12 protein-coding genes are annotated in these 13,073 nt (G+C 72.8%); 5 read left to right on the top strand and 7 right to left on the bottom strand.

Going from position 1 to position 13,073, the window contains the following annotated elements; translation table 11 throughout:
- Positions 1-137: 137 nt before the first annotated feature.
- Positions 138-863, top strand: a complete 726-nt coding sequence (locus FHX73_RS43520) for an MgtC/SapB family protein (protein WP_145911670.1) — start codon at positions 138-140, stop codon at positions 861-863.
- A gap of 43 nt (positions 864-906) precedes the next feature.
- On the opposite strand, the gene FHX73_RS43515 is transcribed toward FHX73_RS43520, so the two are convergent.
- Positions 907-1,443, bottom strand: a complete 537-nt coding sequence (locus FHX73_RS43515) for a GNAT family N-acetyltransferase (protein WP_145911669.1) — start codon at positions 1,441-1,443, stop codon at positions 907-909.
- 207 nt (positions 1,444-1,650) lie between these two features.
- Here FHX73_RS43515 and FHX73_RS43510 point away from each other — a divergent pair, with 207 nt between their 5' ends.
- The 3 genes from FHX73_RS43510 (at position 1,651) to FHX73_RS43500 (ending at position 4,495) form a co-directional block, all read left to right on the top strand.
- Positions 1,651-2,301, top strand: a complete 651-nt coding sequence (locus FHX73_RS43510; RefSeq protein WP_145911668.1) for an acyl-CoA-like ligand-binding transcription factor — start codon at positions 1,651-1,653, stop codon at positions 2,299-2,301.
- 67 nt (positions 2,302-2,368) lie between these two features.
- Complete coding sequence (locus tag FHX73_RS43505; RefSeq protein ID WP_246214251.1) at positions 2,369-3,958, top strand: FAD-dependent monooxygenase; 1,590 nt, start codon at positions 2,369-2,371, stop codon at positions 3,956-3,958.
- 168 nt (positions 3,959-4,126) lie between these two features.
- A complete protein-coding gene (locus FHX73_RS43500; protein ID WP_145911667.1) occupies positions 4,127-4,495 on the top strand; it encodes a hypothetical protein in 369 nt (122 codons plus the stop codon).
- Positions 4,496-4,573: 78 nt separating this feature from the next.
- On the opposite strand, the gene FHX73_RS43495 is transcribed toward FHX73_RS43500, so the two are convergent.
- Complete coding sequence (locus FHX73_RS43495) at positions 4,574-6,037, bottom strand: DUF2207 family protein (RefSeq protein ID WP_170305346.1); 1,464 nt, start codon at positions 6,035-6,037, stop codon at positions 4,574-4,576.
- Between the two features lie 310 nt (positions 6,038-6,347).
- Between FHX73_RS43495 and FHX73_RS43490 the strand changes: the two genes are divergently transcribed.
- The gene (locus FHX73_RS43490) at positions 6,348-7,058 is read left to right on the top strand and encodes an N-acyl homoserine lactonase family protein (RefSeq protein WP_145911665.1); all 711 of its coding nucleotides are present in this window, start codon (positions 6,348-6,350) and stop codon (positions 7,056-7,058) included.
- A 97-nt stretch (positions 7,059-7,155) separates the two neighbouring features.
- On the opposite strand, the gene FHX73_RS43485 is transcribed toward FHX73_RS43490, so the two are convergent.
- From FHX73_RS43485 to FHX73_RS43465, 5 genes are all read right to left on the bottom strand, one after another.
- The gene (locus FHX73_RS43485; RefSeq protein WP_145911664.1) at positions 7,156-8,199 is read right to left on the bottom strand and encodes a sugar ABC transporter substrate-binding protein; all 1,044 of its coding nucleotides are present in this window, start codon (positions 8,197-8,199) and stop codon (positions 7,156-7,158) included.
- 80 nt (positions 8,200-8,279) lie between these two features.
- Positions 8,280-9,014: a FadR/GntR family transcriptional regulator gene (locus FHX73_RS43480; RefSeq protein ID WP_145911663.1), complete on the bottom strand. Its 735-nt coding sequence runs from the start codon at positions 9,012-9,014 to the stop codon at positions 8,280-8,282.
- 130 nt (positions 9,015-9,144) lie between these two features.
- Positions 9,145-10,176, bottom strand: coding sequence for an ABC transporter permease (locus FHX73_RS43475; RefSeq protein WP_145911662.1), 1,032 nt, complete (start codon positions 10,174-10,176; stop codon positions 9,145-9,147).
- A complete protein-coding gene (locus FHX73_RS43470) occupies positions 10,160-11,716 on the bottom strand; it encodes a sugar ABC transporter ATP-binding protein (RefSeq protein ID WP_145911661.1) in 1,557 nt (518 codons plus the stop codon). The genes FHX73_RS43475 and FHX73_RS43470 overlap by 17 nt, the downstream gene beginning before the upstream one ends.
- 81 nt (positions 11,717-11,797) lie before the next feature.
- Positions 11,798-12,844, bottom strand: coding sequence for a sugar ABC transporter substrate-binding protein (locus FHX73_RS43465; RefSeq protein ID WP_145911660.1), 1,047 nt, complete (start codon positions 12,842-12,844; stop codon positions 11,798-11,800).
- Positions 12,845-13,073: the final 229 nt, after the last annotated feature.

Below are 13,073 nucleotides of genomic sequence, written 5' to 3'. Positions count from 1 at the left end.
GGTCGACGGGCCGTCAGCACCGGCCCGCCGTCGATCGGGTGAACGCAACCGGGCGGCGATGGCCGGAGGCGGCGCGCTGCGGCGCGGGTGTGGGACGGTCGGGGGGCGGGGTACGCGCCCGGAGGTGGAGGACGAGAATGAGCGGGGTCTACGAGCCGTTCGGGGAGGGGTGGACGCAGGCGGCCGAGTTCGGGATCGCGCTGGTGCTGTCGGGTGCCATCGGGTTGGAGCGCGAGATCCGGCAGAAGGCGGCGGGCCTGCGCACGTACACCGTCGTCGGGCTCGGCGCGGCGCTGTTCACGCTGATCAGCAAGTACGGGTTCACCGATGTGCTGCGGTCGGGCCTGGTGCAGGTGGACCCGTCGCGGATGGCCGCGCAGATCGTGTCGGGGCTCGGGTTCATCGGGGCCGGGGTGATCTTCGTCCAGCGCGGCTCGGTCCGCGGGCTGACCACGGCCGCGACAATCTGGCTCACCGCGGCGATCGGGTCGGCCGCTGCGGCCGGGCTGCCCGTGCTGGCGCTGCTGGCCACCGGCGCGTACTTCCTGCTCGCCTACGGTCTGCGGCCGTTGGCGCACCGGCTGCCGCAGTTGGGCTCCGTCCCGGCCACTTACCGGATCACCTACCGGGCGGGCATGGGGCTGCTGCGCGAGTTGCTCGCCGAGGTCACGCGCGGCGGGTTCACCATCGTCGAGCTGAGCACCCTGTCCTCGTCCTCCCGGGAGCTGGAGCCGACGCACCAGGCGACCGCCGAGGTGTCCCTGTCCGTCCTCGGGCGGGGCGACCAGGACACGCTGACCACACGGCTGGCGAACATCTCCGGGGTACTGGCCTGCAGCCGGTCCAGCCAGCCGGACGAATGACCGGCTGGCTGATGAGAGGCCCCGGCCCTGACGGACCGTCGGGTCAGGCGCGGGCCACCAGCAGGACGCCCTCGCCGCCGCCGAAGGTGACGCCCTGGAAGGACGGGCCGCGCCGTTCCTCGGTGAAGCCGAGTGCGCGGTGGAGGTCGATCGAGGCGGGGTTTCGCGCTGAGACGAAACACCAGACCTCTGCATCGCGTTCGCGCAGCCAGGCCATCCGCCACTCGGTGAGGGCGCGGCCGATGCCCTTGCGGCGCCAGGCGTGGGCGACGGTCACGCCGCTGAGGTACCAGCCGGCCGGGGCGCCGTCCTCGTGCTCGGGCAGCAGGGACGCCGTGCCGTAGCCGGCCGTGTCGCCGTCGACCCGGGCCACCACCACGAGTTCGCCCGCGCCGGCGGAGACCCGGCGGGCTACCCGCTCGGCCCAGTACTCGGGCGTGTTCCCGCGCACGTCCGACTGCACCCGGGCGATCGGCAGCACGTCGGCGGCCACCGCCAGGACGATGTCCACCTTCGCCCGCTCGGCGCGCTCGCCCGGCTCGGGTTGGTACTCGGCGAACGGTCCCACGGCATCCGGCATGGTGTCGGTCCCCCTGTCAGCTCCGGCGATCCCAGATGATCAAGAGCCACACCCTAACCCACCGTTCCCCGCCGGGACTTGTCCGACCCGCAGTCCCGTCCACCCGGGCTACGGCCCGGGCTGCAGACCGAGCAATCTTGCCATCACGGCAAGTTTTCCATGCTGGAAAGCTTGCCGTCGCGGCAAGAATCGCCGTACGCTCCTCACATGGCACCAACGGACGAGGACCACGCCCCCGGCACCCCCAGCACCCCGTCGCAGCAGGGACTCCGCGAGCGCAAGAAGCGGGAGACCAGGGTCGCACTGAGCCAGGCGGCGATCCGGCTCTGCGTGCTGCACGGCTGGGCGAACGTGACGGTCGATCAGATCGCCGCCGAGGCGAACGTCTCGGTCCGCACCTTCCGCAACTACTTCGCGGGCAAGGCCGAGGCGATCGCCGCCAGCCACCTGGAACGGATGCTCCGGGTGGGCGACGACCTGCTCGCCCGCCCGGCCGGCGAGCCGCTCTGGGACGCGCTGCTGCACGCCGTGCTGAACCAATTCGCCCCGCCGGGCTCGTCCAGCCCACAGAACGAGCGCTGGGCCGAGGGCGTACGGCTGATGCTGGCCGAGCCCGCGCTGGCCGGCGAGATCGTCAAGGCCAACGCCACCGCCCAGCAGGAACTCGCCACCGCCATCGCCCGACGCACCGGCACCGACCCCGAACGCGACGTCTACCCCAAGCTGGTGGCCGCCGTGGTCGGCGCCGCCAACGGCGTGGCCGTCGAGCACAGCCTGAGACCCGGCGCAGCCCAGCCGCTCGGCGCCGTGCTGGCCCAGGTCTTCGACCAGGTGGCCGCCGGCCTGCCGGCTCCGTGAGCGCCCCCGGCCCCGGCCCCGGCCAGTGGTGCCATCCCATTCCCGTTCACACCTAGGAGTGTGTCCCGTGACAGACGAAGTGACGGCCGGTCCGACAACCGACCCGACAACCGACCCGACAGCCGATGTGATCATCGCCGGAGGCGGCCCCAACGGGCTGATGCTGGCCTGCGAGTTGAGCCTGGCCGGTGTGCGCCCGATCGTGCTGGAGCAGCTCGTCGAGCCGAGCACCGAGCCCAAGGCCAACGGCCTGCTCGGCCAGGTCGTGCGCCTGGCCGACCACCGGGGCCTGTACGAGCCGCTCGGTGGCGGCTCCGCTCCCCCGCAGCCCAACACCGCCTACTTCATGTTCGCCAGCGCGGCCCTCAACCTCGGTCTGCTGGAGGCGAGTCCGGTCTTCGGGCTGGCCGCCCCGCAGCACCGGATCGTCGAGCTGCTGGCCGAGCGGGCCCGCGAGCTCGGCGTCGAGGTGCGGCGCGGCCACCGGGTCACCGCCGTGGCGCAGGACCCGGACGGCGTCACGGTCGACGTCGTCGGCCCGGACGGCGTGCGGCAGTTGCGCGCCCACTACCTGGTGGGCGCGGACGGCGCGCACAGCGTGGTGCGCAAGAGCACCGGCACGGCCTTCCCGGGCGTCAGCTACGACCGCCGCACCAACCGCACGGCGCACGCCTCGGTGCCCACCGACTGGATCGACCCGGTGACCGGGGCCCTGGACATCCCGGGCCACGGCCGGGTGCTGCCGTTCCTGCCGCACCTCACCGAGCAGGGCGGCTTCTCCTACGCACCGTTCCCCGGGCACCCGCCGCTGGTCAGCACCACCGAGTGGGACCAGCCGGCCACCGAGGAGCCCATGACGCTGGCGGAGTTGGCGGCGAGCGTCCGCCGGGTGCTCGGCGTCGAGCTGCCGCTCGGCCCGCCGGACGGCCCGGGCCCGCACGTGCTGCGGCGGCTGGCCGGCGGCAACACCCGGGTGGCCGAGCGGTTCCGCGACGGCCGGGTGCTGCTGGTCGGCGACGCGGCCCACGTGTACGCCTCCGGCGGCGGCCCCGGCCTGAACCTGGGCCTGCAGGACGCGGCCAACCTCGGCTGGAAGCTGGCCGCCGAGCTGCGCGGTGGCGCGCCGGCCGGCCTGCTCGACTCCTACGACGCCGAGCGCCGCCTGGCCGCCCGTCGGATGGTGCTCAACTCCCAGGCGCAGGCGGCGCTCAGCGCTCCCGGCGGCGACGCCACCGCGCTGCGCGAGCTGTTCGGCGAGCTGCTCACCGAACAGCCGGTGGTCCAGCGGCTCGCCGATCTGATCGCGGGCAGCGACGTGCGCTACGACATGGGCCTCGCCGACCCGCACCCCGCCGTCGGCCGGTTCGCGCCGGAGCTGGAGCTGGTGGTCGACGATCGGAAGGTCCGGCTGGCCGAACTCGCCCGGAGCGGACGGCCGTTGCTGGTCGATCTGACCGAGGGCGGCGGCCCGGCCGCGGCGCTGCCGACGGACCAGGACGGGATCGAGGTGGTCCGCGCCCAGGGCGGCCCGTCCGGCCTGACCGCCCTGCTGGTCCGCCCCGACGGCTACCTGGCCTGGGCCAGCGGCTCACCCCGCCCGGACCGAACCGAGCTGGCCGGACTGCGGTCGGCGACCGGGCGCTGGTTCGGCGTCTGAGCGCGGCAGTTCGACGGCGCGAGAGCAAGACACCGTCGCCGCCGCCCGTCAACATCCCGAGCCGCATCACCCGATCGGATGCATCTGCTCAACCCGCTGCGCCATTCGGCCGATCCCTTCAGTAGTGCGGGAACGAACGAGCTTCCCGCCGCAGCGGAGGGACACCAGATGACGCGTCGTCACACCACCATCGGGGCAGGCCTGCTGGCAGTCGTGCTGGCCGGCGGGGTCGGGCTGGCCGTGCAGGCGAACGCCTCCGGCGAGCGGTCGGCGAACACGCCGAGCCAGACCCGCGCGATCCCCGGCTACCAGGTGGTCAGGCTGGGCAACGCCAACGTCGGCAACTTCGAGCGCCGCACCGTCTACTGCCCGGCCGGCAAGAAGGCGATCGGCGGCGGCGCCGAGGCGCGCGGCAACGACTCGATCCTGAACGGCAGTTTCCCGACCGACAACAACGACGGCTGGATCGGCGTCGGCCACCAGCCCGGCGCCGGCTCCGTGGGCATCAGCGTCTTCGCGATCTGCGCCGACGCCTGACGCTCTCCGACACCCTGACACCCTGACACCCTGACCTCGGACGGCCCAGGACCCCGGGGTCCTGGGCCTGACACCCGGTCAACCCATTCCCGATCCGTCCATCCCTGACGCCCCGCCGATCGCACCCGGCCGGCCCCCAGCGGCCGGGTGCGCGTCGTCGGGGACGACGTCGTGCACGTACCCGCGCCAGCGGGAGCGGGTGAGCCGCACCCGCTGACCCTCCGTCAGCCCGTCCAGCAGCTCCGGGCGCACCGGCAGCACCCAGATCGTCCCGCCGGTGCCCGGATCCACCGCCACCCGGGCGGGCTGCTTGCCGCCCACGGCGGTCCGGTGGGCCCGGACCAGCTCGCCGACGACCTCCTGACGGTGCCGCAGGTCGAGGATCCCGATCGCCGCGCAGGCCAGGCCGACCAGGGCCAACGCGCCCAGCAGGCCACCGCCGTAGACGGCGGCGGGCGCGGAGACCACGGGCTGGCCCCACGCGTCGCGCTGCCCGGCCGCGCGCACCACCAGGGCGACCAGGCCGAGCAGCAGCAGTCCGGCGGTCCCGCCCACCGCCGCCATCCGGCCGGGCGCCGCGAGGCTGCCGAACCGGGCCCGGCGCAGCTGCACCTGGTGCCACTGCCCGCCCTGGGTGGACCAGGCCCGGCGCGGGTCGGGGGTGCCGAAGCGGACGGCCGCGGCGGCGGTGCGGGCGACGCCGAGCGCCGCCGCGTAGGCGAGGGTGCGGTCGCCAGTGGTCGCCGAGGCTGGCGTGCGGGTGGCGGCGCCCTCGGCGGCCAGCCGCTCGCCGTACTGCTGCCAGTGCTCCGGGCGGGCCGCCGCGGTGGCCACCGGGAACTTGCCGGCCGCGTCGGCGGTGCCGGCCACCAGCAGCCACGGCAGCAGGGCGAGCGGCGGGCTGCCGATCCAACTGCCGTGCGGGAGAGCCATCGCGAGCCAGAAGGCGGCGACGGGCAGCACCGCGAGCAGCATCAGCAGGCGCCGCCGACTGCGGTCGTAGCGGTCCCGCAGCAGGCCGCGCTCGCGGCCCTCCGCCTCGACCGCCTTGCGGAACTCCCGCTGCCAGGTCGAGCTCTGGCCGGTGCCGCCGCGGGCCAGCGCCCCCAGCGGCACCTGGCCGCCGACCGCGATCCGGGCCACCCTGTGCAGCACCTGCCGCTCGTACGGCAGCAGCGCCTCCGCCTGCGCGGCGTCGGCGGTCACGGTGACCAGCGCGTCGCGCGCGCCGGGGCCGGTCGGGTCGATCCTGATCAGGCCGCGGGCGGCCAGGTCGAGCAGGGTGGCCGCCTCGGCGTCGGCGCGGGCCCAGACGCCGCCGACGATCAGCGCGGCGAGGGCGGGCGAGACCGGCGCGGAGTCGGCGGGCGGCCCGGCGGTGAACCCGGGTCCGGTGCCGAACCCTGCCTTGCTGCGCCGCAGCTCCCTGCGGAAGACCGCCACCCAGCCGAGCAGCAACGCCAGGGCGATCAGCCCCCAGATGCCGTCGAACCCGAGCGGGTGGGCGTCGTGCCCCACCCTCCCCACCGCCAGCCACACCACGGCTGCTCCCCCGTTCCCCGTCCTGCTCCCGCACCGCGGGCGCCGTGCACCGTACGCGATGCACCGTCAGTCGGGGATCCTAGATGCTGGCGATGCTCGGTTTCACGTCCGAGGCCAGGTAGCTGCGTCACGCGCACACCCACCTGCGGCACACCGGCCGGCCCGTCATGCGGTCACTGGCCGCCTATGATCACTGGCCCGGAATCGGCACGGCGGGGAGCCGGATCGGCTGTCCGCACAGCACGTCCGTCCGCGTCCGCTCTCGGCGGACAGCCCCGGAACGGACGCGGCTGCCTGCCACGATGACCGGATGGGCAATGACACGGCGGTGCGTCGACTCGACCTGGGCTACTTCGTCCGACCTGCCTCGGAGACCGGTGGCCCTCAGCCGCGAGTTGAACCCGTGCTCGCCTATCTGGTGCGGCGCGACGACAGACTGATCCTCTTCGACACCGGCGTCGGTGCCGTGGATCCCGAGACCGAAGCCCACTACCGACCCCAGCGCAGGGCGTTGGAGAGCGCCCTAGCGGCTGCGGGAGTCACCCTCGCGGACGTCTCCCTGGTCGTGAACTGCCACCTCCACTTCGACCACTGCGGAGGGAACCCACTGCTCGGCGGCAAGCCGATCCTGGTGCAGGCCGTGGAGTTGGCCGCTGCCCGCCGAGGCGGCTACACCATCGACCAACTCATCGACTTTCCCGGCGCGACCTACGAGGAGATCGACGGCGAGGTCGAGGTCTGGCCGGGGGTCCGGATCATCCCCACCCCCGGGCACACCGAAGGGCACCAGTCGCTCGTGGTCCGACAGAGCGATGGCACCGTGGTCCTCGCCGGCCAGGCACACGACTTCGCGTCCCACTTCGCATCGGACCACCTGGCTCACCATGCAGCCCGCCAAGGCCTAGAACAGCCGCTTCCCACCTACCAACCCTGGCTGGAGCGCCTCAGCGACTTCGACCCACAACGAGTCCTCTTCGCCCACGACTGCTCGGTCTGGGAACCACCCCACCGGAACGGCTGAGACCACCCACCCGGGCGCCGCTGGGGCCCGCCCCGTGCGGCGGTCAGCTGCCTGCCGTCGGCACGAGCGCTGCCGTCAGGTGCCAGCGGCACCGCCGTCAGGCGCCGGTGGCGTTCCCCCAGAGCGCCTTGTCGTCGACGTTGTCCTTGGTGACCAGCGAGGACGGGAGCTGGTCCTCCAGGCCGTTGGGGAGCTGGATGACGGTCGAGTCGTGGTCGGTCGGGCCGGGCTGGAAGGTCTTGTCCTGGGCCGCGGCCTCGGCGTAGTACAGGGCGTACTTGGCGTAGAGGTCGGCGGGTTGGGAGACGGTGGCGTCGATCTGGCCCTTGCGGATCGCGTCGAGCTCCTGCGGGGTGCCGTCGTTGGCGGCGATGGTGATGTGGCCGGGCTGGCCGGCGGGCTTGAGCAGGCCCTGCTGCTGGAGCAGGGCGAGGGTGGGCTGGAGGAAGGCGCCGCCGGACTGCAGGTAGACGCCGTTCAGGTCGGGGTTGCCGGCCAGCGCGGACCGGAGCTTGGCGGAGGCGACGGCGCCGGTCCAGTCGGTGGCCAGCTCGATCAGCTGGATCCGGGGGAACTCGTTCTTCATGCAGGAGGCGAAGGCCTGGGAGCGGTCGTAGCCGTTGATCGAGGCCAGCGCGCCCTGCAGTTCGGCGACCTTGCCCGTGCCGCCGAGCCGTTTGCCGAGGAACTCGCAGGCCTGGGTGCCCAGGGCCCGGTTGTCGGCCCGCACCACCATGTAGACGTAGCCGGTCTCCGGCACGGTGTCGACGCTGACCGCGTCGATGTGCCTGGCGAGCAGGTCGTCGAGCACGGCTCCGGTGTTGACCGTGTCCTGCGGTGCCATGACGATCGCCTTGGGGCCGTGGGTGGCGAGTGCCGTGACGTTCGCGGTGAACTTCGCGTCGTCGCCGTCCGATTCGGTCGGCGGGAGCACGCTCAGGTGCTGGTCGGCGGCGTCGTGTGCGAGGTACTGCGCGTAGGCCTTCCAGAAGGCGGTGTCGGTACGCGGGTTGTCGATCCCGATGGCGGCCGCCGCGCCGGCGGGCGTCGGGGCGGGGCTGGTCGAGCAGGCGGCGAGGGAGCCGGTCAGTAGCAGGATGGTGGCGCTGACTGCCGCCGGGGGTGCGGTGCGTCTCTTCACGTGTCGTCAGACCGTCCTGGCAGTGGGGGTTCTCACGCCGGGCGGCGGAGAGTCGGAGGTCCGGGGCCTCGACGTGGGTGCTACGGGGTGATGCCGGCGAGGACGGCGGGGTCGTGCGTGCTTCCGCTGGCCAGCCAGTCCTCCACGGCGGCCACGTGCACCGCGCTGGCGCCGGCCGCGAGGGTGGCGTCGCGGGCGACCAGCGCCCGCCAGATGGTCTCGTGCTCGCGGTGGGCCTGTTCGCGCGCGCTGGGCGCGGGGGTCCCTCCGGCCGGGGGCTGGAGGATGGTGCCGCGGACGATGCGCAGGCGCTGGGTGTGGGTGGAGAGGATGCCGAGCAGGGTGGAGAGGACCGGGTTGCCGACGGCGTCGGCGATGGTGCGGTGGAACTCGACGTCGAGTTCGATGAATTCCTCGATGGTGGCGGCCTGTTCGCTGCGGTCGAGGATGGTGCGCAGGGCGGCGAGCTGGTCGCCGCTGAGCAGGCCGGCGGCCAGGGCGGCGGCCTGTGGTTCCAACAGGCGCCGGACTTGCAGGAGTTGGCGGGCGGTGTGGCCGTGGGAGACGTCGGCGGCGAAGGTCATCGCCTCCAGCAGCAGGTGCGGTTCGAGGCCGGAGACGTAGGTGCCGTCGCCCTGCTTGGCGACGAGGATCCGCATCGCGGTGAGGGCTCGGACGGCCTCGCGCAGCGAGCTGCGGGAGAGGCCGAGTTGTTCGGAGAGGTCGGCCTCGTTGGGCAGCCGCGCTCCCGGGCTCAGCGTGCCCGAGACGATCATCTCCTTGATCTTCTCGATCGCCTGGTCGGTCACCGCCATGGTTCCCGCACCTCCCTGTGCTGGTTCGGCTGTACTGGTACGACCTGGGGGCCGGGGCGGCGCGATCGGCGGCCTCGCACCGGGTGATCGCGCCGCTCCGGCGGCTCCGTGGTTCAGATCTGACGGTCCGTCACTCCTGCTTCTCGCCGGAGGCGAAGCGGGAGATGATCAGCGCGACGATGATGATCGCGCCGTTGAGGAACTGGTTCCACAGCGGCGGGACGCCGGCCAGGGTCATCACGTTGACGACCAGTTGGAGGGTGAGCACACCGGTGAGGGCGCCGAACAGGGTGCCGCGGCCGCCGTTGAGGCTCACCCCGCCGATCACGGTGGCGGCGAAGACCTGGAAGATCCAGCCGTTGCCCTGGTCGGCGGAGATCGAGCCGTAGTGGCCGGTGTAGAGCACGCCGGCGAAGGCGGCCAGGGTGCCGCCGAGGATCAGCACGATCCAGACGATCCGGTCCACCCGGATGCCCGCCGCGCGGGCGGCCTCGGCGTTGCCGCCGATCGCGTACAGCGCGCGGCCGTGCCGCAGCCAGGCCAGCGCGCAGCCGCCGAGCAGGAAGAGCAGGGCGCAGATCCAGATCGCGGCGGGTGCGCCGAACCAGCTGGCGGAGCCCAGGTAGCGGAAGGAGGAGGGCACGTCGACGATGGACTGACCCTGGGAGACGGCGACTTGGAGGCCGCGCAGCAGGGTGAGCGCGCCGAGGGTGACGATGAAGCCGTTGAGGCGCAGCTTGAGGATCAGGAAGCCGTTGATCGCGCCGATCACGGCGCCGACGGCGAGGCAGAGCGGGATGGCGGTCCAGCTCGGGAAGAGGCCGATGCCGTTGAAGCGGCCGCCGTGGTCGGGCAGGACCAGCCACATGGCGATCACCGGGGCGACGCCGATGGTGGACTCCAGCGAGAGGTCCATCCGGCCGGCGATCAGGATCAGTGCCTCGCCGAGCACCAGCAGGCTGAGCTCGGTGGCCTGTTGGCCGACGCCGAGCAGGTTGTCGGTGGTGAGGAAGGCGGGCGAGACGGCGAAGCCGATGATGCCCAGGACCAGCAGGACCGGCACCAGGGACAGGTCGCGGTAGCGGGCCAGGTCGAAGCGGCGACCGGCGGGGACCAGGGCGGCGGTGGCCGGGGGCCCACTGAGGTCAGTGGTGGGTGACATGGTCTTCCTTCGGGTCGGTCGGGCCGGTCATGCCCTCCATGGCGGTGACCAGCTGTTCGTCGCTCCAGCCGTGTTCGAACTCGGCGACGACGCGGCCGTGGAACATGGCCAGCACGCGGTCGCAGGCGCGCAGGTCGTCGAGTTCGTCCGAGACGATCACGGCGGTCCTGCCCTGGTCGGCGACCTGGCGGATGGTGCCGAGCAGGGACTCCTTGGACTTGATGTCCACGCCGTTGGTGGGGCGGATGGCGACCAGCACGTGCGGCTGGGTCGCGAGTGCTCGGGCGATGACGACCTTCTGCTGGTTGCCGCCGGAGAGCGCCGAGACGGGGGTGGTGGCCCCGGGGGTCTTGATGTCCAGGTCGGCGATCATGCGCTCGGCGAAGGCCTTGGTGCGCGAGGGCAGCACGGTGCCGAACGGGCCCAGCTGGTCGCCCACGGTCAGGGTGGCGTTCTCCGCGACGCTGCGCTGCGGCACCAGGCCCTGGATGTGGCGGTCCTCCGGGACGAAGCCGATGCCGGCGGCGAGCGCGGCCGGGACCTTGCCCGTGCGCACCGGGCGGTCGGCGACGGTGATCGTGCCGGCCTGCGGGCGGTGCAGTCCGGCCAGCGTCTCGCCGAACTGGACGTTGCCGCTGGCGGCCGCGCCGGCCAGCCCGACCACCTCGCCGGCCCGGGCGGTCAGCGAGCAGTCCTGGTAGGAGCCGGCCAGGCTGAGCCCGGTGGCCTGCAGCAGCGGCGTGCCGGCCGACGTGCCCCGTCCGGTCACGGACCAGGCGGGCCCGGTGCCGCGCGAGGCCTCGCCGGTCATCGCCTCCACCAGGGCCTGCTGGTCGAGGTCGGCGACCGGGGCGGTGGTGATGTGCCGGGCGTCGCGGTACACCGTCACGGTGGCGCAGAGGTCGTAGACCTCCTGGAGGTGGTGCGAGATGAACAGGAACGCGACGCCCTGCGCCTGGAGTTCGCGCAGCTTGGCGAAGAGCCGCTCGATGCCGCGGGCGTCCAGCTTGGCGGTGGGCTCGTCGAGGATGATGAACCGGGCGCCGAACGAGAGCGCCCGGGCGATCTCCACGAACTGCCGCTGCTCGACCGTCAGTTCCTCGGCGCGGGCGTTCGGATCGACGTCCACGCCGTATTCGCCGAGCAGTTCGCCGGCCCGGGCCCGCAGCTTCTTCCAGCTGACGGGCCGCAGGGCGCTGAGGCTCTGCCGGTTCAGGAAGAGGTTCTCGGCGACGCTGAGCGCCGGGATGATGGTGGAGCGCTGGTAGACGCAGGCGACCCGGGCGCGCCAGGCGTCGGTGTCGCCGGCGGCGGGGGCCGGCTCGCCGTTGAAGCGCAGGGTGCCGGTGTCGGCCTGCTGAAGGCCCGTCAGGATCGAGACGAGGGTGGACTTGCCCGCGCCGTTGCGCCCGACCAGCGCGTGCGACTCGCCGGGGGCGACCGAGATGCGGGCGTCGCGCAGGGCGACGGTGGCGCCGAAGCGCTTGCTGATCCCGTCGGCCTCGACGACGGGGCCCCGGGCGGGGCTGGGGTCCGCCATGGCGGGTGTCCTACCTTTCCACGGAGAGGGCGGCGGCTGTCGCAGGGGTGCGGTGGGCCGCCGCGCCGGGTGGGTCGGGGGTCAGTGGCCGACGTTGTTGCCCCACAGGGACTTGTCGTCGACGTTGTCCTTGGTGACCAGCGGGGCGGGCAGCTGGTCCTCCAGGCCGTTGGGCAGCGAGATGATCGTCGAGTTGTGGTCGGTGGGGCCGGGCTGGAAGGTCTTGCCCTCGGCGGCGGACTCGGCGTAGTACAGGGCGTACTTGGCGTAGAGGTCGGCGGGCTGCGAGATGGTCGCGTCGATCTGGCCCTTGCGGATCGCGTCGAACTCCTGCGGGATGCCGTCGTTGGAGACGATGCTGATGTGGCCGGGCTGGCCGGCCGGCTTGAGCAGGCCCTTCTGCTGGAGCAAGGCCAGGGTCGGCTGCAGGAAGACGCCGCCGGCCTGCATGTAGATGCCGTTCAGGTCCGGGTTCTGGGCGAGCGTGGTCTGCAGCTTGCTGGAGGCGACCGAGCCGTCCCAGTTGGTGGCCAGCTCGATCACCTGGATGCCGGGGAACTCGCTCTTCATGCAGGAGGCGAAGGCCTCGGAGCGGTCGCGGCCGTTGATCGAGGTGAGGTCGCCCTGGAGTTCGGCGACCTTGCCCTTGCCGGCGAGCTGCTTGCCGAGGAACTCGCAGGCCTTGGTGCCGTACGCCTTGTTGTCGGCGCGCACCACCATGTACACCTGCCCCTTGTCGGGGCGGGTGTCCACGCTGACCACCGGGATCTTCTTGGCGGCGAGGGTGTCCAGGGTGGAGGCGATCGCGCCGGTGTCCTGAGGGGCCATCACCACGGCCTTGGCGCCGGTGTTCTCGAAGACCTGGACGTTGGCGACCAGCTTGGTGACGTCGTTCTGCGAGTTGGTCACCGGCAGGGTGTTCAGGCCCTGGGAGGAGACGCCCGACTTGATGTACTGCGCGTAGGAGTTCCAGAAGTCGGAGTCTGCGCGCGGCAGGTCGATGCCGATCTTCGGCTTGCCGCTCGCCGCGGAGCCGGCCGAGCTGCCGCGGTTGCAGGCGGTGGCGAGACCCGCCAACACGATCACGGTGGCGGCGGTCGCCGCGACTCTGGAGGAGCGAGTGGCCATGGTGCTGGTCTCCTTGACTGAAGTGCAGATCGCGCGCTGCGGCGCGGGTGGGGGGAGCAGTGCGGTAGGGCTCTTCGGACGGGACCCGCGTGAGCGTGGTCGTGGTGAGTCCGCTCGGGGCCCGGGACCGGCTGCCCACTCGGCCCTCGTTTCCGGGCGGGCAGCCGGTGCCGATCCATGACGCTCGCAGGGGTGGTGGTGACGGAGAGCGCCCTCGCAATCATCGGAT

The sequence above is a fragment of the Kitasatospora viridis genome (assembly GCF_007829815.1).
Lineage (GTDB): Bacteria > Actinomycetota > Actinomycetes > Streptomycetales > Streptomycetaceae > Kitasatospora > Kitasatospora viridis.
This window is presented reverse-complemented; position numbering and strand designations above follow the sequence as displayed.